Annotated in this window: 20 protein-coding genes; 15 read left to right on the forward strand and 5 right to left on the reverse strand. The window is 30.1% G+C overall.

From position 1 onward, the window contains the following. Positions 1 to 65: 65 nt before the first annotated feature. From CLOTH_RS03535 to CLOTH_RS03565, 7 genes are all read left to right on the forward strand, one after another. Complete coding sequence (locus CLOTH_RS03535; protein ID WP_331721988.1) at positions 66 to 1,685, forward strand: peptide ABC transporter substrate-binding protein; 1,620 nt, start codon at positions 66 to 68, stop codon at positions 1,683 to 1,685. A 59-nt stretch (positions 1,686 to 1,744) separates the two neighbouring features. Then, a complete protein-coding gene (locus tag CLOTH_RS03540) occupies positions 1,745 to 2,332 on the forward strand; it encodes a hypothetical protein (protein ID WP_079411290.1) in 588 nt (195 codons plus the stop codon). 77 nt (positions 2,333 to 2,409) lie between these two features. Further along, positions 2,410 to 3,396: an AIR synthase family protein gene (locus CLOTH_RS03545; RefSeq protein ID WP_079411292.1), complete on the forward strand. Its 987-nt coding sequence runs from the start codon at positions 2,410 to 2,412 to the stop codon at positions 3,394 to 3,396. A 94-nt stretch (positions 3,397 to 3,490) separates the two neighbouring features. Then, the gene (locus CLOTH_RS03550; RefSeq protein ID WP_158080450.1) at positions 3,491 to 4,861 is read left to right on the forward strand and encodes an N-acetylmuramoyl-L-alanine amidase family protein; all 1,371 of its coding nucleotides are present in this window, start codon (positions 3,491 to 3,493) and stop codon (positions 4,859 to 4,861) included. 100 nt (positions 4,862 to 4,961) lie between these two features. After that, on the forward strand, positions 4,962 to 6,299 hold the full coding sequence (rph, locus tag CLOTH_RS03555; protein WP_079411295.1) for a ribonuclease PH: 1,338 nt from the start codon (positions 4,962 to 4,964) through the stop codon (positions 6,297 to 6,299). 2 nt (positions 6,300 to 6,301) lie between these two features. Beyond that, positions 6,302 to 6,772, forward strand: a complete 471-nt coding sequence (locus tag CLOTH_RS03560) for a metallophosphoesterase family protein (RefSeq protein WP_079411297.1) — start codon at positions 6,302 to 6,304, stop codon at positions 6,770 to 6,772. Positions 6,773 to 6,796: 24 nt separating this feature from the next. Then, positions 6,797 to 7,324 carry a DUF2179 domain-containing protein gene (locus CLOTH_RS03565; protein ID WP_079411299.1) on the forward strand — a complete coding sequence of 176 codons (528 nt, stop codon included), beginning with the start codon at positions 6,797 to 6,799 and terminating at the stop codon, positions 7,322 to 7,324. A 234-nt stretch (positions 7,325 to 7,558) separates the two neighbouring features. On the opposite strand, the gene CLOTH_RS03570 is transcribed toward CLOTH_RS03565, so the two are convergent. Beyond that, on the reverse strand, positions 7,559 to 8,830 hold the full coding sequence (locus CLOTH_RS03570) for an ArsB/NhaD family transporter (RefSeq protein ID WP_079411300.1): 1,272 nt from the start codon (positions 8,828 to 8,830) through the stop codon (positions 7,559 to 7,561). Between the two features lie 279 nt (positions 8,831 to 9,109). On the opposite strand from CLOTH_RS03570, the gene tig reads away from it, so the two are divergent. From tig to clpX, 3 genes are all read left to right on the forward strand, one after another. Further along, positions 9,110 to 10,393: a trigger factor gene (gene tig / locus CLOTH_RS03575; protein WP_079411302.1), complete on the forward strand. Its 1,284-nt coding sequence runs from the start codon at positions 9,110 to 9,112 to the stop codon at positions 10,391 to 10,393. A gap of 61 nt (positions 10,394 to 10,454) precedes the next feature. Next, a complete protein-coding gene (gene clpP / locus CLOTH_RS03580; RefSeq protein ID WP_079411304.1) occupies positions 10,455 to 11,039 on the forward strand; it encodes an ATP-dependent Clp endopeptidase proteolytic subunit ClpP in 585 nt (194 codons plus the stop codon). A gap of 17 nt (positions 11,040 to 11,056) precedes the next feature. Then, positions 11,057 to 12,319, forward strand: a complete 1,263-nt coding sequence (gene clpX / locus CLOTH_RS03585; RefSeq protein WP_079411305.1) for an ATP-dependent Clp protease ATP-binding subunit ClpX — start codon at positions 11,057 to 11,059, stop codon at positions 12,317 to 12,319. A gap of 9 nt (positions 12,320 to 12,328) precedes the next feature. Here the strand turns inward: clpX and CLOTH_RS03590 are convergent, their stop codons facing one another. Together CLOTH_RS03590 and CLOTH_RS03595 are read right to left on the reverse strand one after the other, a co-directional pair. After that, entirely contained in the window at positions 12,329 to 12,865 is a 537-nt protein-coding gene (locus CLOTH_RS03590; RefSeq protein WP_079411307.1) for a chromate transporter, read from the reverse strand. Next, positions 12,844 to 13,365 carry a chromate transporter gene (locus CLOTH_RS03595; RefSeq protein ID WP_079411309.1) on the reverse strand — a complete coding sequence of 174 codons (522 nt, stop codon included), beginning with the start codon at positions 13,363 to 13,365 and terminating at the stop codon, positions 12,844 to 12,846. The genes CLOTH_RS03590 and CLOTH_RS03595 overlap by 22 nt, the downstream gene beginning before the upstream one ends. Positions 13,366 to 13,561: 196 nt before the next feature. Between CLOTH_RS03595 and lon the strand changes: the two genes are divergently transcribed. From lon to CLOTH_RS03610, 3 genes are all read left to right on the forward strand, one after another. Further along, a complete protein-coding gene (lon, locus tag CLOTH_RS03600; protein WP_079411311.1) occupies positions 13,562 to 15,916 on the forward strand; it encodes an endopeptidase La in 2,355 nt (784 codons plus the stop codon). Beyond that, entirely contained in the window at positions 15,906 to 16,514 is a 609-nt protein-coding gene (gene yihA, locus CLOTH_RS03605) for a ribosome biogenesis GTP-binding protein YihA/YsxC (RefSeq protein ID WP_079411313.1), read from the forward strand. Before lon ends, yihA begins: the two co-directional genes overlap by 11 nt. A 171-nt stretch (positions 16,515 to 16,685) precedes the next feature. Beyond that, positions 16,686 to 18,020, forward strand: coding sequence for an APC family permease (locus CLOTH_RS03610; RefSeq protein ID WP_079411315.1), 1,335 nt, complete (start codon positions 16,686 to 16,688; stop codon positions 18,018 to 18,020). 40 nt (positions 18,021 to 18,060) lie between these two features. Here CLOTH_RS03610 and CLOTH_RS03615 read toward each other — a convergent pair whose 3' ends face one another. Further along, on the reverse strand, positions 18,061 to 18,939 hold the full coding sequence (locus CLOTH_RS03615) for a hypothetical protein (protein WP_079411317.1): 879 nt from the start codon (positions 18,937 to 18,939) through the stop codon (positions 18,061 to 18,063). A 131-nt stretch (positions 18,940 to 19,070) separates the two neighbouring features. Between CLOTH_RS03615 and CLOTH_RS03620 the strand changes: the two genes are divergently transcribed. Further along, on the forward strand, positions 19,071 to 19,571 hold the full coding sequence (locus tag CLOTH_RS03620; protein WP_079411319.1) for a hypothetical protein: 501 nt from the start codon (positions 19,071 to 19,073) through the stop codon (positions 19,569 to 19,571). A gap of 205 nt (positions 19,572 to 19,776) precedes the next feature. Next, the gene (locus CLOTH_RS03625) at positions 19,777 to 20,856 is read left to right on the forward strand and encodes a PRK06851 family protein (protein WP_079411321.1); all 1,080 of its coding nucleotides are present in this window, start codon (positions 19,777 to 19,779) and stop codon (positions 20,854 to 20,856) included. Between the two features lie 24 nt (positions 20,857 to 20,880). Here CLOTH_RS03625 and CLOTH_RS03630 read toward each other — a convergent pair whose 3' ends face one another. Beyond that, entirely contained in the window at positions 20,881 to 21,363 is a 483-nt protein-coding gene (locus tag CLOTH_RS03630; RefSeq protein WP_079411323.1) for a hypothetical protein, read from the reverse strand. Between the last annotated feature and the right edge of the window lie 24 nt (positions 21,364 to 21,387).

Below are 21,387 nucleotides of genomic sequence, written 5' to 3' on the forward strand. Positions count from 1 at the left end.
TAGAAACTGTAAAATTATATTTACAGTTTTTATATAAATACATAATAAATTAAGGAGGAGATATTGTGAAAAAAGTATTATCACTACTACTCACAGTAGTGCTAGCTTTAGCATCCTTAGTTGGTTGTACAGCTAACAATTCTGGTGGGGGAGAAAAGAAAGACCTAATGATAGTAAGACATAATTTAGGATCAGATCCAGAAACAATAGACCCAGCATTAAATGCAGCAGTTGATGGAGCTATAATACTTGTTAACACATTTGAAGGGCTTATGAGACTTGATGAGAAAGACCAACCGCTTGAAGGTGTAGCGACTGAATATACCATTTCTGAAGATATGTTAACTTATACATTTAAATTAAGAAAGTCAAAATGGTCAGACGGAGAAGAAGTTACAGCACATGATTTTGAATATGCTTGGAAAAGAGCATTAGATCCTGCTACAGCAGCAGATTATGCTTATCAATTATACTACATCAAAAATGGTGAGAAATTCAATAATGGAGAAGTTAGTGCAGATGAAGTAGGGGTTAAGGCTTTAGATGATTATACTTTAGAAGTTGTACTTGAAGCACCAACTCCATACTTCTTAGAATTAACAGCATTCCCAACTTACTTCCCAGTAAGAAAAGATATAATAGAAGCTCATGGAGAAAAATGGGCATTAAATCCAGAAACTCATATTTCAAATGGACCATTCAAAGTTGTTAAGTGGGAACACAATGATATAATGGAACTTGTAAAAAATGAAAATTATTATGATAAGGATAGAGTAAAATTAGATGGAATTCACTTCTACTTTATGACTGAATCTTCAACAGCACTTGCAGCATTCGAGTCAGGAGAAGTTGACTATATAGAATCAATGCCATCTGAAGAAATACCAAGACTTATGAAAGAAAGTGATGAATTTAAAATATTCCCAAATCTTGGAACATACTTCTACGTATTCAATACTACTAAAGAGCCTGTTAACGATGCAAGAGTTAGAAAAGCTCTATCTATGGCAATAGATAGAAAATCTATAGTAGAAGTTATAACTAAGGCAGGTCAAATACCAGCATTATCATTTGTTCCAGAAGGAATAACAGAGCCAGATGGATCAGACTTTAATAAAAATGCAAAGGACTATGGATTAGCATTGACTCCTAAAGTTGAGGAGGCTAGGGCTCTTCTTGCAGAAGCAGGATATCCAGATGGTAAAGGATTCCCTAAATTAACAGTTATATACAATACACATGAAGGGCATAAGGCAATAGCAGAAGCTATTCAAGCTATGTGGAAAGATAATTTAGGAATAGAAATAGAGCTTCAAAATCAAGAATGGAAAGTATTCCAAGATACTAGAGATAACGGAGATTTTGTTATAGCTAGACATGGATGGCTTGCAGATTATGTTGACCCTATGACATTCCTTGATATGTGGTATTCAACAAGTGGAAACAATAATGCTCACTGGAAAAATGAAGAGTTTGATAGATTAATAAATGAAGCAAAAACTGCAGCAGACGAAAAAACAAGATTTGAAATTATGCATAAAGCACATGATTTAATGATGGAAGAAATGATAGTAATGCCAATATACTACTACACAAATCCAGAAATGATAAAATCTTATGTTAAAGATGTAAGAGTATCTCCACTTGGATTTGTTTATTATGACGAAGCGTATATAGAAAGATAAAATAGGAAAATATAAAGAGAGCTAGTGCTCTCTTTATATTTTTTTGAAAGGAGATATACATGGAGTACATATTTGATGATTACAAAGAAACGAAAAGAATTTATCACATAGTCAGCTTAAATGATCTTGACAATGTGATAAAAAATGGAATATGTTACGATGATAAAATAACTTACAATACAAAATATAAAGGATTTCATGATTATATAGATAGATTCAAGGGAAGCAATATACCACCTTGGGTAAAGAGAAATGAATGTATATTTGGAAGCTTAAATTATAAATTAGGACATCATTTTCATTCTCATAGTGCTATATTATCAGTTAAGGTAAATGAAGATAGATGTTGGGTTGCTAATGAGAATTTAGCAAATACAATATATGAACCATTTGCTCTTAGAAATACAGCTTCATTTGAAAACTGTAAAAAATTTCTAAATAGCAAAGGTGAGATAATTCTAAGGGATTACTGGGATACATCTTTAAGTTTTAGCGAAAATCTAAAATTAAGAAAAGATTTACAAAAAGGGTACGATGCAGAGGTATTAATATGTCATTGTATTCCAAAAGAAGATATAGAGATTTTATATATATGTTCAGATCACGATATAATGAGTCTGGATAAATTTTATAAGTATTTTTCATAATATATCCCTTTGGGATATTTTTTTTTCATTTATTATAATGTTATAATTAATATATTAAAAATCTAGGGGGTAGCAAAGTGAAAGTAGGAAAACTTACATCAGATCAATTAAAAAATCTAGTTTTTAGCACATTAAATACTAGAAGAAGTGAAGTTATGGTAAGACCAAATGTAGGAGAAGATTGCTCGGTAATAGACTTTGGAGAATATGTATGCGTAATGAGTACAGACCCTATTACAGGAACTAGTGAGGAAATAGGAAAGCTTGCTGTGCATATAACTTGTAACGATATAGCAGCTAGTGGAGTCAATCCTTTAGGTATAATGCTTACAATAATGGCTCCAGAAGGAACAAGTGAAGAAGAAATAAAGAAAATTATGTTAGATGCATCGAATGAAGCATCAAAACTTAATGTAGATATAATAGGTGGGCATACAGAAATTACTACAGCAGTAAATAGAATAGTGGTATCATCAACTGGCATAGGTAAAGAGAGAAAGAAGAATATATTAAATAAAGAAATACCTAAAGATAAAGATTTAATAATACTTACTAAAGGTGCAGGGATTGAAGGAACAGGAATAATATGTTTTGAAAAAGAAGAAGAATTAACCAATATATATGGAAAAGATATTGTAAGTGAAGGGAAAAGGTTATTAGATAACATAAGCGTTGTAAAGGAAGGTATCATAGGTGGAAAAGTAGGGGTAAGCTTTATGCATGATGTTACAGAAGGAGGGATTTTAGGTGGAATATGGGAGGTATGTGATCTTTATAATTTAGGATGCATAATAAATAAGGATAAGATATATATAAATAATTCTACAAAAGTTATATGTAATCACTATAATATAGATCCTTTAAGACTTATATCCAGTGGCTCTATGTTAATTGGTGTATCTAGTGAAAAGTTTGAGAAACTGAAACTAGAGTTTGAAAAAGAAAATATACACTACTCTATTATAGGAGAATTTACAAAAGACAAAGAAATATTTATAGAAAATAATGGAGTGAAATACATTGTAGATCCACCTGAAAGTGATGAATTATATAAAGTGCTATAATATTACAATATACATCTTTAGTTGACAAAGTTTTGTTAGAAATGTTATGTTAGGTATATATAATCTAGAAATATTAATTTATAGGGGGGATAGAATGAAAAAAATATTAAGTTTATTTGCATGTGTGTTACTAATATTTATATCAAGTTTCACATCAGCATTTGGACAATCTAATCAAATAAGGGCTATAGTTGATGGAAGAGTCATGACTCTACAGACAGTTCAAATAAGACTAAATGGTGTAGAATTAAGAAATGATGTTCCTCCTGTTATACTTAACAATAGAACTTTGGTACCGGTGAGGATAGTATCAGAAAGTTTAGGAGCAAAAGTTGAATGGAACAGCATAACTAGAACTGTTACTATTACAAGAGATGACAAAATTATAATATTAACTATAGATAATAGTAGGGCACAGGTAAATGGAAAAAGCATTACACTACCAGATAATGTCCCTGCAAAGCTCGTGAACGGTAGAACTATGGTTCCTGTTAGATTCGTGTCTGATGAATTAGGGTTAGATGTAGGCTGGAATGATGTATCTAGGACAGTGATATTAAATACTAGAATAATACAGTTTAATAATATAAATGTTAGTAATAATGAAGTAAGGCTAAGAATGTCTGAAAATGTTATATATAGACATGCAGTTTATTCAAATCCACATAGGTTAGTTGTAGATATTGACAATACAAGAATGAACTTAACTAAAACTAATTACGACGGTGTAGGAGCATTAATAAAAGGTGTAAGAATGTCTCAATTCCAAAGTAATCCCCTTGTATCGAGGGTTGTGATAGACCTAAATGAAGCTCCAAAATATAGTATAGATCAAAGAAATAATGAAATCATAATTAGATTTGATTATTCTGTTAATGCAAGCTCAGAAAATGCTAAGTACCTAATTGCAATAGATGCAGGGCATGGCGGTACAGATCCAGGTGCTATAGGCGTTGAAAGAAAATTAAGAGAAAAAGACTTTAACCTAGATATAGCTAAGAGGCTCGACGAAATGTTTAGAAACAATGGGTACAGAACACTAATGACTAGAAGTGAGGATGTGTTTGTAGCTTTAAGTGAAAGAGCAGCTATGGCAAATCAAAATAATGCAGATGTATTTGTAAGTATACATGCAAATTCATTTACTAACCCTAGCGTATCTGGAATCGAAACTCTATATTATCCAAACAATGGGGATAGAGCTAATGGTAGAGATAATGAAACTTTAGCTAGAATGATTCAAGAAGAATTAATAAAAGAAACAAATGCTATAGATAGAAAGATAAAAGAAAGACCAAATCTTTTAGTACTCAATTCAACAAATATGCCTGCTGCTTTGGTGGAGTTAGGATTTTTATCAAATCCACAGGAAGAGGCATTACTAGATAACAATGAGTATAAGAATAAATTAGTTAGAGCTTTATATAATGCAATAGTTAGATATATCAAAAGAGATGGAGTGTAAAAACATTCCATCTCTTTTACATGTTTTACCTTTTAATAATATTTTCCTTGGTGTATAATAATTTAGTAAGTAAATAGCTATTAGAAAGGATGATTTTATTTTGAAGAGAATCGGTGGCAGAAAGAATGATCAATTAAGAGAAGTAAAAATAACAAGAGATTACACTAAATATGCAGAAGGATCTGTTCTTATAGAAATGGGAGATACGAAAGTTATATGTAATGCATCAATAGAAGAAAAAGTTCCTCCTTTTTTAAAAAATAGTGGAACAGGATGGATTACAGCAGAGTATTCTATGCTACCAAGGGCAACTCACTCAAGAAAAATAAGAGAATCATCTAAGGGTAAATTAGAGGGAAGAACTCAAGAGATACAAAGACTTATAGGAAGAGCTTTAAGATCTGTTATAGACCTTAAGGCATTAGGTGAAAGAACTATATGGATAGATTGTGATGTAATTCAAGCCGATGGAGGTACTAGAACTGCATCTATAACCGGTGCTTTTGTAGCCATGGCAGATGCTGTATACAAGGTATATAAATCTAAAGGGTTAAAGAAAATGCCTATAACATCATTTGTTTCTGCGGTAAGTGTTGGCATAATAAATGGAGAAAAAATATTAGATTTATGTTATGAGGAAGACTCAAATGCACAAGTTGATATGAATATAGTAATGACAAACAAAGGAGAATTCGTTGAGATACAAGGTACAGGAGAGGAATTTCCATTTACAAAAGAAGAATTAGATAGCCTGATAGATTTAGGCCAAATAGGAAATAGAAATCTTATAAAAGCACAAAGAGAAGCTTTAGGAGATATATCTAAGTTAATATTAGGAGATGAAGTTGAAGTTGTTATAGCAACTTCAAATAATCATAAACTAACTGAAATAGGAAAAATTCTAAGTGAATTCAATGTTAAGGTGCTTTCTCTGAATGATCTTGGATTTAAAGATATAAAAATTGATGAAACTGGAAGTACATTTGAGGAAAATGCACTTATAAAAGCTAGAGAAGTTATGAAAAGAACTGGAAAGATAGCAATAGCTGACGATTCAGGCCTTATGGTTGATATATTAGGTGGAAGACCCGGAATTTATTCAGCTAGATTTGCAGGAGAGAATTCTACTGATAAGCAAAACAACGAAAAACTATTAAAGCTTTTAAATGGATATCCTCTAGAAAAAAGGAGTGCAAGATTTGTGTCATCAATAGCTGTTGTTTTTCCAGATAAGAGAGAATTTACAGTAAAAGGAACTTGTGAAGGAAAAATAGCCTTAACCCCTGTAGGTGAAAATGGATTTGGATACGATCCATTATTCATAGTTGATGGATATGACAAAACATTTGGAGAACTCAGTAGTGAAGTAAAAAATAAAATAAGTCATAGAGCAAAAGCTATGGAAAAGATGAAAGTTGAATTAGAAAAGAGGATATAGAAATGAAAGTAGGTATACTTGGAGATACTCACAAAAACATGAGATATATAGATGAAGCCATACAATATTTGAAAGAATGTGATCTGATACTTCATACTGGCGACAACTTTATAGATTCAAAATATATATACAAAATGACAGGAGTACAAACACTAGGAGTAGCTGGAAACTGTGATTTTGAAGATGTTGAAGATGAAATTTTATTTAATATAAAAGGATATAATGTGTATTTATGCCATGGTCATAAACACTATGTAAATTCAGGTATAGAAAGAATAAAACAAAAGGCTAAAGACATTGGAGCAAATATAGTAGTATTTGGGCATACTCATGAATATATGAATCATACTGAAGATGATATTTTATTTTTGAACCCAGCAAGCATTACTTCTCCTAGAGGAGGAAGTAAAAGAGGTTTTATAATAATGGATATAGAAAGTGAAAGTGTAAAAGTTAACAAAATAATACTTTAATACAGAGGAGACATAAGGATATTTATGGAGTATATTGCGGGATATTTGTTTATATTCTTTTCAAGATGTCTAGATGTATCTATGGCAACTATAAGAACTATATTAGTAGTGAAGGGAAAGAAATTTACTGCAGCTTCTATAGGTTTTTTAGAAATAATTATATATGTATTTGCTATAAATAAGGTTTTGACAGGTATGGATAATATAGGTAATGTAATATCTTATGCATTAGGATTTGCAACAGGAAACTACTTAGGAGTTGTTATAGAAGAAAAAATGGCTCTTGGAACTTTGATTGTGCAGGTAGTTACAAACAGAGATATAGAAAAATTCTCAAAATACCTAAGAGAAAATGGATTTGGAATTACTGTTATGGAAGGACACGGAAAAGAGGGTAAGATACATATACTCCAAAGTGTATTGCACAGAAAAGACCTCCATAGCTTTGAAAAGTATGTAAATAAATACGACGATTCAGCCTTTATTACAATATCAGATGCTAGAACAATAAGAGGCGGATATTTCAAAAACAGAATTATAAATAAAAAATGACCAAGATTTGGTCATTTTTTTATAATGAATAGGAAATTATAAACTTTTTGAATTGTGGATAATTTATAATTTCCGTTATGAATTTCAAGAAAGTCTACCTTTAAAATCTTTCAAAGAAAGACTTTTTTATAATGAATAGGAAATTATAAACTTCTTGAATTATGGATAATTTATAATTTCCGTTATGAATTTCAAAAAAGTTCACCTTATAAAATCTTTCAAAGAAAGACTTTTTTATAAATAAAACAGTATTAAATATATAGTTGATAAAATTATTGAAATTATCATAAGAGGAAAACCTATCTTAAGATACTCTATAAATGATATTTCATTGTTATGTTTCTTTAGTATTCCAGCTATTATAACATTAGATGATGCTCCTATTAAACTTCCATTTCCTCCAAGGCAAGCACCTAAAGATAAAGCCCACCAAAGTGGCATTATATCCATAGAAGATAAAAGGGCTATTCTTTTGATTATAGGTATCATAGTTGCAACAAAAGGTATGTTATCCAAAAATGCCGACGCGATTGCAGAAGTCCAAAGAATTAGAATTGAAGCTAAAAATAAATTACCTTCAGTTGAATTTGCTATACCTTCAGCAATTTTATCTATTATACCTACTTTTTCAAGTCCACCTACTAATATAAATAGAAAGATGAAGAAAAATATAGTAGGCCACTCAATGTCATGTAAAATAGGCTCAACTTTAACCTTACTTATAAGAAGCATAATAGAAGCTCCTATAAGAGCAACTGATGAAGATTCAAGCCCGAAGTGCTGATGAGTTAAAAACCCGATAACTGTTATAAGTAATATAGTTAGTGATTTTATTAGAAGTTTTTTGTCTTTAATTGCTAATTTTTCATCAAACGAGAATATCTTTTGTTTTATATCTTCATCTATATTTAATTTATCTTTGTACATTGATTTAAAAGAAAATATGGTAACTAGAAGTATAACCAAAGATATAGGCCCTGTATTTAAAATAAAATCTAAAAAACCAAGGTTTGAAGAACTTCCAATCATAATATTAGGTGGATCCCCTACTAGTGTGGCTGTACCACCTATATTTGAAGCAAGTATCTGTGGAACTAAAAATGGTATAGGATTTAAATTTAAAGTGTCAGTTATAACTAAAGTTACAGGAGCTATTAAAAGAACTGTAGTTACATTATCTAAAAAAGCAGATAATATAGCTGTTACCAAGCTAAATACTATTATTATTCTTATAGGTTCTCCTTTTGCTACTTTTCCACATTTTATAGCTATATATTGAAAAACTCCTGTATTTTTTAGTATACTTACTATAATCATCATTCCAATGAGTAGTCCTATAGTGTTAAAGTCTATAAAGTGAATTGCTTCTTCTTGAGTTATTATTCCAAATAAAATCATCAAAGAAGCCCCAAAAAACGATATAGCTGTCCTATCTATTTTTTCTGTTATGATAAATAAATAAGTAAAAATAAATATTGAAACAGCTATAAAAGACTGAGAAAGCATAAAGATTCATCTCCTTATTTGAAAGTGTTATTGAGATTACTTAATTATTATAGTATATTGCATATAAAAGTAAACTAATATTAGCTCGACATATATTTACTGATTTTTTACAACTTATTCATATATTATTCTTATAATTATTTACACTAATCAAAAAAATATATTAAAATTGTAAGAAAACATTGATATATGAGCATACTTTTAATAAAATTTTATATATGCTATAATGTAAAGGTTACAATACAAATTATAAGAAACTAACTACATAGGAGGAAAAAAATGAGTTCACAATTTATAAAAAAGGAAAACAATGAAGTAACATTAGAGCTTACTATAAGTGCTGACAAATTTGAAGCTGCTACTGAGCAAGCTTACAACAAACTAAAGGGAAAATTCAATATACCAGGATTTAGAAAAGGTAAAGCACCTAGAAAGATAATAGAGTCTCAATATGGAAAAGGAGTATTTTTTGAAGATGCTTTAGATATAGCATTCCCACAAGAATATAAATTAGCACTTGATGAGCATAACCTAGAGCCTGTAGATAGACCAAGTGTAGATATAAAAGAAGCAAATGAAAATGGAGTAACTTTAGAAGTTATAGTTACAGTAAGACCAGAAGTTAAACTTGGACAATACAAAGGTATAGAAGTTGAAAAAATTGAATATACTGTAGAAGAAGATTCTGTGAATAAAAAGATTGAAGATATGTTAGAGCAAAATGCTAGATTTATCAATGTAACTGATAGAGCTGTACAAGACAAAGATATGGTATCTATAGATTTTAAAGGATTTGTTGATGGAGAGGCATTTGAAGGAGGAACTGCAGAAAACTATAACTTAGTTGTAGGATCAGGAACATTTATACCAGGATTTGAAGAGCAATTAGTAGGAGCAAACATTGGTGATGAAGTAGATGTAGATGTTACTTTCCCAGAAGAGTATCATGCTGAAAATTTAGCAGGGAAAAAAGCTTTATTTAAAGTAACTATAAAAGAAATAAAAGCTAAAGAACTTCCAAATCTTGATGATGAATTTGCTAAAGATGTAAGTGAATTTGATACATTAGAAGAATTAAAAGCTGATACAAAGAAAAAATTAGAAGAAGAATCAGCTAAAAGAGCTGCTGCAGAGTTTAGAGATAAAGTAATAGATAAAGTAGTAGAAAGCTCTGTTGTAGATATACCAGAAGCTATGATTAATACTCAAATAGATAGCATGATCAGAGATTTTGACTATCAATTAAGATATCAAGGCCTTGATATAGAGAAATACTTAGAATTTACTGGAACTAAGATAGAAGACTTAAAAGAGCAAATGAAAGAAGAAGCTCAAAATAGAGTTAAAACAGGATTAGTTTTAGAAGAAATTACTAAGGTTGAGAATATCGAAGTTTCTGAAGAAGAACTAGAAAAAGAAATAGAAAATATGGCAAATATGTACAAAATGGAATTAGACAAATTCAAAGCTACATTAAAAGATGAAGACAAAGAATATTTAAAAGAGAATGTAGCTGTTAGAAAAGCTGTTGATATGATAGTAGAAAATACTAAGACAGCATAATTACAGTAGCCTTTGGGCTACTGTATCTGTATATAAATAAAAACTAGGAGGGGTAGTTTGTATGGCTTTAGTACCTATTGTAGTTGAACAAACTGGAAAAGGAGAAAGATCTTACGATATATATTCTAGACTTTTAAAAGACAGAATAATATTTTTAGGTGAAGAGGTAAACGATGTTACAGCAAGCTTAGTAGTTGCACAGCTTCTATTTTTAGAATCTGAAGACCCAGATAAAGACATATATCTATACATAAATTCACCAGGTGGAAGTATAACTTCAGGGATGGCCATTTATGATACGATGCAATACATAAAGCCAGATGTATCTACAATTTGCATAGGTATGGCAGCCTCAATGGGAGCATTTTTACTTGCAGCTGGAGCAAAAGGAAAAAGATTTGCTCTTCCAAATAGTGAAATAATGATCCATCAGCCTTTAGGAGGAACGAGAGGACAAGCAACCGATATTAAGATACATGCTGAAAGAATTCTAAGAATGAAAGAAAATTTAAATAAGATACTATCAGAAAGAACAGGTCAACCTCTCGAAAAAATAGCAGTAGATACCGAAAGAGATTATTTTATGGAAGCTACTGAGGCTAAAGAGTATGGAATAATAGATGAAGTAATCGCAAATAGACCATAAGTCAAAGAGGTGTAAAAATGTCAAGATTTGATGATAAAAAACATTTAAAGTGTTCATTTTGTGGTAAAAATCAAGAGCAAGTTAAAAGACTTATAGCAGGTCCAAATGTATACATATGTGATGAATGTGTTGATCTTTGTGATGAAATAATTAAAGAAGAATTTGAGGATTCTTTTGAAAATGAAACTAGAGGTCTTCCAAAACCTAAAGAAATAAAGAGCATACTAGATGAGTATGTTATAGGTCAAGATGAAGCTAAAAAAGCACTTTCAGTTGCTGTATATAACCACTATAAAAGAATATTTGGTGGAAAGAAGAATGTAAGTAAAGATGTTGAGCTACAAAAAAGTAATATTTTGCTTTTAGGACCTACAGGATCAGGTAAAACTCTTTTAGCTCAGACTATGGCGAAACTTCTCAACGTGCCTTTTGCAATAGCAGATGCTACATCTTTAACTGAAGCAGGATATGTAGGAGAAGATGTAGAGAACATTCTTTTAAAGTTAATTCAAGCTGCAGATTATGATATAGAAAGAGCAGAAAAAGGAATTATTTACATAGATGAAGTTGATAAAATAGCAAGAAAATCAGATAATCCATCTATAACTAGAGATGTAAGTGGAGAGGGAGTTCAGCAGGCACTACTTAAAATATTAGAAGGTACTACTGCTAATGTTCCACCACAAGGAGGAAGAAAGCACCCACATCAAGAGTTTCTACAAATAGATACTACTAATATACTGTTTATTGTAGGTGGAGCTTTTGATGGAATACAAAAGATAATACAAAAGAGAATAGGACAAAAATCTCTAGGATTTGGAGCTAAGATAGAAAGTAAAAAGGATATGGACCTTGGAGAACTTTATAAAAAAGTTCAACCAGAAGATTTACTGAAATTTGGGCTTATACCGGAGTTTATAGGTAGGGTTCCTGTAGTTGTATCTTTAGATTTATTAGATGAGAATGCATTAGTTAAGATATTAAGAGAACCTAAGAATGCTCTTACAAAACAGTACAAAAAACTGTTTGAAATGGATAATGTAGAGTTAGAATTTGAAGATGAAGCACTTTTAGCAGTAGCTAAAAAAGCAATAGAGAGAAACACTGGAGCTAGAGGGCTTAGAAGTATACTAGAAAATGTTATGATGGATATAATGTTTGAGATTCCATCAAGAGAAGATATCCAAAAGGTTAAAGTCACAAGAGAGACTATAGAAGAAGGAAAAGAGCCAAGAATAATATTAAAAGATGGAAGTAATAAACCAGGTGAAAGTGCATAGTTAGGGGCCTTAGGCCCCTTTTGTTATTGCTCCTAATACTCCAAACATAATTATTACAAGTACTGGATGTACTTTCTTTGAAAATAATACAGCTAATGATATGATAAGTATAAATATAGAGTAAAAGTCTGTTATACTCTTTGAAAAAGAAGAAAATGCGGATGAAAGTATTAAGCTTATTGTAATAGGCCTTAGTGATTTAAATGATAGCATTACATATTTATTTTCCTTATATTTTTCTAGCTTAGGAGAAATTATGTTCATAGCTATTAAAGAAAAGAAAATTACACCTAAGGTAGCAAATAGACTACCAAAAAAACCTTGATGTTTATAGCCTATAAATGTAGCAGAGTTTATAGCTATCGGGCCAGGAGAGGTTTGAGATATTGCTAGTATATCTAAGAATTCTTCAAAATCTATAAATCTTTTTGATAGTACAAGCTCTCTTTCCATATATGGAAGCATTGCATAACCTCCGCCAAAGCTAAATGCTCCTATCTTAAAAAAAGATAAAAATATATCTATTAAGTTCTTGAAAGTATACATAATCCAGTGAATCCTCCTATCAGTATAACCCATATAGGATTAATATTTAAAAAAGTTACTATTACAAATGAAGAAATTACAAACATAATATTAAATTTGGTTTTGTCCATTTTTTTTGCCAAATTCCAAAATGAATATATTAGTAGAGAAACTACAACGGGTCTTACACCGTAGAAAAATCCTTTTAACACTTGTGAGTTTTTGGTTAGATTATAGTAATAAGCTAAAATTAATATAGATATGAATGAAGGAAGGACAACTCCTAATAGACACAAAAGGCTACCTAATACTTTATAAAATCTATAACCAAGCAGCAAAGATAAATTTACAGCAATAGCACCAGGAAAACTTTGGGCAACGGAAATATAATCTAGAAATTCTTCAGAACTTATAAGTTTTTTATTAATTACAAGTTCTTTTTCTATGATAGGAATCATAGCATAGCCTCCACCAAATGTAAAAAAACCTATTCTTAAAAAAGTAATAAATAAATCTAACAATATTTTTACCTCCTGAAATTCAATAAATATTTTAAGCAATATAAATATTATAACATAATAACATTTTATAATATTGAAAAAAAATTATGGGAAATATATAATAGTATAAGTATTTTTAATTTATTTTCTATATAATTCCAATCGAACACATTTCGAGTTTAAAATAAAGAGGCACTACAATTTAAGGAGTGATTTTATGGAAACAAGCTACACAATAAAGGAGCATACATTGCCTATTATACCACTAAGAGGACTGTCAGTATTTCCATATATGGTACTGCACTTTGATGTTGGAAGAGAAAAATCTATAAATGCTCTTGAAGATGCTATGGTTGATGAACAATTAATATTTTTAACATCTCAAAAAGAAGCAGAAATAGATATTCCAACTGTTGATGATTTTTATCATGTTGGAACAATCTGCAAAATAAAGCAAATGTTAAAATTACCTGGAGATACAATAAGAGTACTGGTAGAGGGGTTATCAAGAGCTAAGATAAAAGAAATAATTCAAGAAGAACCTTACTACAAAGCTGTATTAGAGGAAGCTATATACGATGTAGAGTCTGAAAAAGATAAAGAATTAGAAGCACTTATGAGAAGTGTTCTTGACACATTTGAAGAATATATAAATATAGGAAACAAAATATCTCCTGAAATATTACTAACATTATCTGATATGACAGATCCTAATAGGTTTGTAGATACTATATCTGCAAATATGGTATTAAAACCTAGTCAAAAGCAAGAAATATTAGAAATATTCGAGCCAAAAGAAAGACTAGAGAAAATATATAAATTACTTCTTGAAGAAATAGAAGTCCTAGAAATAGAGAAAAAAATAGGATTAAGAGTTAAGAAGCAAATAAATAAAGTTCAAAAGGAATACTATCTAAGAGAACAATTAAAAGCTATACAAAGAGAATTAGGAGAAGATGAAGAGTCTTTAGATGAATTAGAACAATATAGAAAAAAATTGCAAAAACTGAAAGTTAAACCTGAAATAAAAGACAAAATATCTAAAGAGATAGATAGATTGTCTAGAATGTCTCCTTCATCAGCAGAAGGTGTTGTAGTTAGAAATTACATAGACACGATATTCTCTCTTCCTTGGGATAAAGAAAGCAAAGAGAAATTAGATATAAAAGAAGGAAGAAAGATACTTGATGAAGATCACTATGGACTTGAGAAAGTAAAAGAAAGAATACTTGAATATCTTGCTATAAGAAAGCTTTCAAAATCTATGAAAGGCCCTATACTTTGTTTAGTTGGACCTCCAGGAGTTGGTAAAACATCTATAGCAAAATCTATAGCAAGAGCATTAAATAGACAATTTGTAAGAGTATCTCTTGGCGGAGTTAGAGATGAAGCAGAAATTAGAGGACATAGAAGAACTTATATAGGAGCTATACCTGGAAGAATAATAAATGCTATAAAAGAAGTTGGAACCAAAAATCCAGTTTTATTATTCGATGAGATAGATAAGATGGCATCAGATTTCAGAGGAGACCCTGCATCAGCAATGCTAGAAGTATTAGATCCAGAGCAAAATAAAGAATTTACTGATCACTATCTAGAAATTCCATTTGATTTATCTAAAGTGCTATTTGTTACAACTGCAAACAGCTTAAGCACTATTCCAAGACCACTTTTAGATAGAATGGAAGTTATAGAAGTTTCAGGATATACAGAAGAAGAAAAAGTAAAAATAACTACTAGATATCTTCTTCCAAAACAAATAAAAGAACATGGATTAAAAGAAGATTTCCTAAAAATTAGTGAAGAAACTATAAAGGATATAATATCTTACTACACAAGAGAATCAGGAGTTAGAAACTTAGAAAGAAAAATAGGCCAGGTATGCAGAAAAGCTGCTACAAGATATGTAGAAAATCCAAATCTAAAGATGATTAGGGTAAATAAAAATAACCTAGAAAAATATCTTGGAAAGCCTATATTTAAGTTCCAAATGGCAAAAGAAAAGCCTGAGATAGGTATAGTAACAGGTCTTGCTTGGACTTCTGTTGGTGGAGATACATTGTCAATAGAAGTTACACCTATGAAAGGTAATGGAAAGCTTGTTTTGACAGGTCAACTAGGAGATGTAATGAAAGAGTCTGCAAAAGCAGGTATATCGTATATAAGGTCTACTTGTGAAAAATACAATATAAATCCAGATTTCTATAAAGAACTGGATATACACATTCATATTCCAGAAGGAGCAATACCAAAAGATGGACCATCAGCTGGTATAACAATGTGCAGTGCAGTTATTTCTGCTTTATCGAAAATACCAGTAGATAGTACAGTTGCTATGACTGGAGAAGTTACCTTAAGAGGAAGAGTACTTCCTGTTGGAGGTATAAAAGAAAAAGTTCTTGCGGCTTATAGAGCAGGTATAAGAAAAGTACTACTTCCAGAGGATAACAAAAGAGATTTAGAAGAGATACCAGAAAATGTGAAAAAGAAAATGGAATTTGTTATAGTTAAAAGTATGGATGAGGTACTAGAACATGCATTAGTTAGGAATGGTGAAAAAATTGAAGATTAAATCTACAGAAATGGTTGTAAGTGCAGTAAATAAAGATCAATATCCAAATGAAGGTTTGCCAGAAATTGCTTTAGTTGGAAGATCAAATGTTGGTAAATCATCAACTATAAATTCACTTTTAAATAGGAAGTCATTTGCAAGAGTAAGTCAAACTCCTGGAAAGACTAGAACTATAAACTTTTATAGAATAAATAAAGAATTTTACTTTGTAGACCTACCAGGATATGGGTACGCGAAAGTATCAAAAACTGAACAAGCTCAGTGGGGAAAAATAATGGAAAGATACCTAAAAGATAGAAAAGAACTTTGCAATATATTCCTACTTGTAGATATAAGACATGAACCAACTGAGCAAGATAAGCAAATGTATGAATGGATAAAATACTTTGGATATGAGTGTACTGTAATAGCTACAAAATCAGATAAGATATCAAAAGGAAACTACCAAAAGCACTTCTCTATCATAAGAAAAAAATTAGGACTTTCAGATGAGAAGATAATACCTATATCGTCTTTGAAGAAAACAGGAATAGAAGAGCTTTGGGAAGAAATAATAGATATATATACAAAAAATGGATATGTTGTCACTACTGAATAGACCTTTTAAGGTCTATTTTTTTGACCATATATTAGGAAGTTCATAAAAAAATATAATAATATTATAAAAAAAAATGTAGTTGATTTAATTTATGGCCGGTGTTAAAATAAATCAGACTACTAAAATAGACAAAAAAACACATATATTCGACAAACAAAGGAGGGTAAAACTATGAGCAACAATGAGTTAAAAAAAGATATAGGTTTTGTAACTGCATTATCTTTAGTTGTAGGAATGGTTATAGGCTCTGGAGTATTTTTTAAGCCTACAGACGTATTCACAGCAACAGGTGCACCAGGGCTAGGTATAATAGCTTGGATACTTGGTGGAGTTATATCTATAGCAGCAGGTCTTACAGCAGCAGAAGTTTCAGCAGCTATAACAAAACCAGGTGGTATGATGACATACCTTAAAGAAACATATGGAGATGTTTGGGGATACATGCTTGGATGGGCTCAAACAATAGTATATTTCCCAGCTGTAATAGCAGCTCTTGGTATTATATTTGCAACTCAAGCAGTAAGTCTATTAGGAATCGGAGATACATTAATAATACCTATAGCAATATTAACTATAATATTTTTAGTATTTATGAATTCATTAGGATCAAAAACAGGTGGAATTATTCAAACAGTTTCAACTATAGGAAAGCTAATACCGTTATTTGCAATAATAATTATAGGATTTATGAATGGTGATGGTGGTTCAGCAAGGTTATTCCCAATAGTATCTAGAGAATACAATCTTGCTACAGCACTTGGATCAGCTCTTGTAGCTACAATGTTCGCTTACGATGGATGGATAATGGTTGGAAATATAGCAGGAGAAATGAAAAATCCTGGTAAAGATTTACCTAAAGCTATAGTAGGTGGATTATCTTTAGTAATGGGAGTTTATGTATTAATAAATATAGCATACCTTTACGTTCTTCCTGCTGATGTATTAGCAGCAACTCCTACACCAGCAGCGGATGTTGCAAAAGTTATATTTGGTTCATCTGGTGGTAAAGTTATAACAGTAGGTATATTAGTATCTATATTCGGGGCATTAAATGGATATATTTTAACTGGGCCAAGAGTACCTTACGCTTTGGCAGTTGAGAATAAATTACCTGGTAGTGAATGGTTATCTAAACTTCACCCAACTTTAGGAACACCAGTAAATGCAAGTATAGGTATCGTATTACTTTCAATGGTTTATGCACTTTCAGGACAATTTGGAATGTTAACAGATTTATTAACATTTATAATATGGATATTCTATGTTATGACATTTGTTGCTGTATTTGTTCTAAGAAAAAATAGACCAGAACTTGAAAGACCTTATAAAGTTCCTTTCTATCCAGTTGTGCCTATGATAGCAATACTTGGAGGATTATATATTATAGTAAATACATTATTAACTCAGCCGCTATACGCAGGATTAAGCTTAGGAGTTACATTATTAGGACTTCCTGTATACAATGCTAGAAAATCTAAATTTAAGCAATTACAAGAGAATCAATAATATAAATACCGTCATCACACTGTGATGACGGTATTTATATTTATTTTAATGTATAACTGTAAGTTGTATATTGATCTGTATTCCAAGGGGTATAAAAAGAGATAGTAATTTTATTTAAATCGTTATTTTGGATATATTTTCTAGATTCTGAATTAGATTTTAATTTTTCATATAAAGATTCACTTATGTTTTGTAAATTATTTAAAATAGCGGTTTGGCTTTTCTTTTCATAAATGTCATATATGGGAATTTCTATATATAATTCTTTCGTGTTGGCAATAATTCCAAACTTTCTTAGTATAAAATTTTTATTTTCATGTACAAAATTATATACTATGGTTTGAGTTTCTAATTCTTCTGTAGATTGCTCTATATTAGCAATTTCAGATAAAAAAGTTTGACCTGTTGTGTATTCATAATTTGACATATTCTTGTTATCTATAAAATTAGTATAAAGTGTATTTAATTTTAAAAATCCATAAGTATCCTTAATACATAACTGGAATATCTCTTTATTAATTTCATTCGATATATTTTCAGCCTCTTCTCTACTCATGTTTTCATGATTAATAGATAATTCAAGACTGATAAACAAATTATTAAATTGTTTTTTATTTTGGTTTTCATACATCAATAGATTATCTTCATAAATATTTATTGTAATTAAATCTAGTAGTTTTTTATTATTAACATAATCTGCTATTTTTCCTTCAAAATAGTTAACTACATAATCCATAGGCATAGAATCTATTATTTTCATCAGCTTTATTTGTTCAGATTGAGGTAATTTTCGAAAATCTGATAGATTTGGAAGGTCTTTAAAATCATCAGAGTCTTTTATATCTGTTTTATAATTTATGCTGAAGATACACAAAAGTAAAAGAAACATGAAAAATATAATTTTTGTTGTACTTTTCAAAAACAACTCCCCCTTTATACATATATTTACAAATATTATATATTAATATATAATATTTGTAAATATATGTATTGTTTGTAAATAAGATCTTGAATCAAGAAAACTATGATTGTTAAAGGGGGATAGTCATTATGAGTAAGATTAAAAAAACTATATTTTTAATATTTTCGTTAGTTTTATTATTTTCAAACCTAGCTTTTGCCGATAATTTAGATGAAAAGAGAATTAAAGAAAGAGCAGAGTGGGCTATAGATAATATAAAACCAGAATATTATGAGGGTATAAGAGAAGATGATTTTTCTACTAAGTCAATAGGGAGTGGATGGATAACAACTCGAGTTCATGAAAATCATATTTACAATGGTCTGTATACAGTTGGTGCGATACAAACACAAGCTAGATGGACTTCAGATTACAATTTAAATGTTGTAGATTATGAAGTTGTCAAATTTAATGCATATAAATATACAACAACTGGAGTAATGAATAAAAAATTTAATTCGTATTTGGTAGCAAAAGATAATGCTAAACTTATTTTTACAGTAACTATTGTAGATTTTACAGGAGATTACTGGTTAACACATGACTATAATCTACATGGAAAAGGAAATTATAGCTTTAGAGTATATTGATATAAAACTTAAAACATAACATTAAATTTTGTGATTTTTATTAATCAAGATCTTATTACAAACTTGTCAACTCCAAAATCCTAGGGTTATTATAAGTAAAGTAAGAGGCAGTCTTAAAGGAGTTTTGATACAAGCACATAATACAGCTCCCTCTAATACTATGTAATTAAGGAAAAATATTGAAGTATAAGAGGAGCTGATTGTAATGAGTGGTAAAGTTAAAAGAGTTTTTCCAGGTGGAAATACTTCACTAGGCTTTTATTCATTTTATGACAACATGATTGATAAGTATGCCAACAGAATATTTGTAATTAAAGGTGGACCGGGAGTTGGTAAATCCTCAATGATGAAAAGAGTAGGTCAAGAATTTATAAGAAGAGGATACGATGTAGAGTTTCACCATTGTTCATCTGACAATAACTCTATAGATGGATTAGTAATACCTGCATTAAAAGTTGCATTACTTGACGGTACGGCACCACATATAGTAGATCCCAAAAACCCAGGAGCAGTTGATGAAATAATACATTTAGGAGATTATTGGGACACAGAAAAAATTGAACAAAAGAGAGAAGATATAATAAAAAGTAATAAAGAAGTTGGAAGATGCTTTGCTCGAGCATATAAATTTTTGGCAGCTTGTAGACCGATAGTATTAGATATACAAGAAAAACACAAAGAAGCTATGGATTATGGAAAGGTTAATTTTGAAATAGCTAAACTAATAGAAGGAATATTCACATTTGTAGATCCAAGCCCTACACTAGGAAAAGAAAGACACCTATTTGGAAGTGCAATAACTCCAGATGGACATGTAGAGCATACAGATTCTATATTAGATGGAGCTAGGACTATATATTATATAAAAGGTGAAATAGGAACTGGAAAATCTACTTTATTAGAAAAGGTATATAAAGAAGCTGTCATAAAGGGAATAGATGTAGAAGTATATCACGCTCCTTTAATGCCTGAAAAGATAGAGACAGTTCTTATCGAAAGTTTAGGAGTAGCATTTACAACAAGTTCTTTATTTAAAGAAAATAACTGTAAGACTATAGATTTAGATCAATACCTAGACAAAGAAGTAATAGAAAAATATAAAGATGAATTAGAATACAATAAGAGAATATTAAATGAACTTTTCAATCAAGGAATTTTGAATATACAAAATGCTAAAAGAGAACATGATGTTGTAGAGAAATATTATATAGCTCATATGAACTTTGATGCTATAGAAAAGCTAAGATATAACATAATAGATAGAATACTAAAATATGAAAAATAACAATAAGAGACCAGATTTGGTCTCTTATATAGTATCTGGATCTTTTTTAAAGTATACCCTCTTGCTCTTGCTTTTACAATCTTTGATAAGTTCTTCAATTCTCGAAATCTCTTCTACAAGATTGTCAAACACATCATGAGGTACATTGTAATACAAATATAAATCTTCAAAATGTCTAAGTGATGTATGAAATCCTTTGTGTATCTCTATAAAACTTTCGAACATAGTGGATTTAGCAGCATTTCTGAATTGATCCATATCATATCGTATTACTTTTATTATCTCATCTTTAGTGGCGAATGTTCCCATTATCATAGGATAAGGAGAAATCCTCTGAAGAAAATAATTATCAGCATTATTTATGTGATATACATACTCAATAGAAGTATTATTTATATCAAATTTAACATAAACCATAATTCCCCTGATAACTTCTACTTTTCCACCCATTTGATTAAGAACCATTTCATGTTGACTCATTTCTGTTTTAAGATAAGTAAATTCCATATTGACCCCTCCAGATATGTATAA

Origin of the sequence: Alkalithermobacter paradoxus (assembly GCA_002029295.1) — a bacterium.
Classification (GTDB): domain Bacteria; phylum Bacillota; class Clostridia; order Peptostreptococcales; family Peptostreptococcaceae; genus Alkalithermobacter; species Alkalithermobacter paradoxus.

Excerpts from the sequence above, each read along its gene's own strand:
- clpX (WP_079411305.1), top strand. The coding sequence starts at position 11,057 with ATGTCAAGATTTGATGATAAAAAACATTTAAAGTGTTCATTTTGTGGT.
- CLOTH_RS03610 (WP_079411315.1), top strand. The coding sequence starts at position 16,686 with ATGAGCAACAATGAGTTAAAAAAAGATATAGGTTTTGTAACTGCATTA.
- tig (WP_079411302.1), top strand. The coding sequence starts at position 9,110 with ATGAGTTCACAATTTATAAAAAAGGAAAACAATGAAGTAACATTAGAG.
- CLOTH_RS03630 (WP_079411323.1), bottom strand. The coding sequence starts at position 21,363 with ATGGAATTTACTTATCTTAAAACAGAAATGAGTCAACATGAAATGGTT.
- CLOTH_RS03540 (WP_079411290.1), top strand. The coding sequence starts at position 1,745 with ATGGAGTACATATTTGATGATTACAAAGAAACGAAAAGAATTTATCAC.
- CLOTH_RS03620 (WP_079411319.1), top strand. The coding sequence starts at position 19,071 with ATGAGTAAGATTAAAAAAACTATATTTTTAATATTTTCGTTAGTTTTA.
- clpP (WP_079411304.1), top strand. The coding sequence starts at position 10,455 with ATGGCTTTAGTACCTATTGTAGTTGAACAAACTGGAAAAGGAGAAAGA.
- CLOTH_RS03590 (WP_079411307.1), bottom strand. The coding sequence starts at position 12,865 with ATGTATACTTTCAAGAACTTAATAGATATATTTTTATCTTTTTTTAAG.
- CLOTH_RS03560 (WP_079411297.1), top strand. The coding sequence starts at position 6,302 with ATGAAAGTAGGTATACTTGGAGATACTCACAAAAACATGAGATATATA.
- CLOTH_RS03570 (WP_079411300.1), bottom strand. The coding sequence starts at position 8,830 with ATGCTTTCTCAGTCTTTTATAGCTGTTTCAATATTTATTTTTACTTAT.
- CLOTH_RS03625 (WP_079411321.1), top strand. The coding sequence starts at position 19,777 with ATGAGTGGTAAAGTTAAAAGAGTTTTTCCAGGTGGAAATACTTCACTA.
- CLOTH_RS03550 (WP_158080450.1), top strand. The coding sequence starts at position 3,491 with ATGAAAAAAATATTAAGTTTATTTGCATGTGTGTTACTAATATTTATA.
- lon (WP_079411311.1), top strand. The coding sequence starts at position 13,562 with ATGGAAACAAGCTACACAATAAAGGAGCATACATTGCCTATTATACCA.
- CLOTH_RS03565 (WP_079411299.1), top strand. The coding sequence starts at position 6,797 with ATGGAGTATATTGCGGGATATTTGTTTATATTCTTTTCAAGATGTCTA.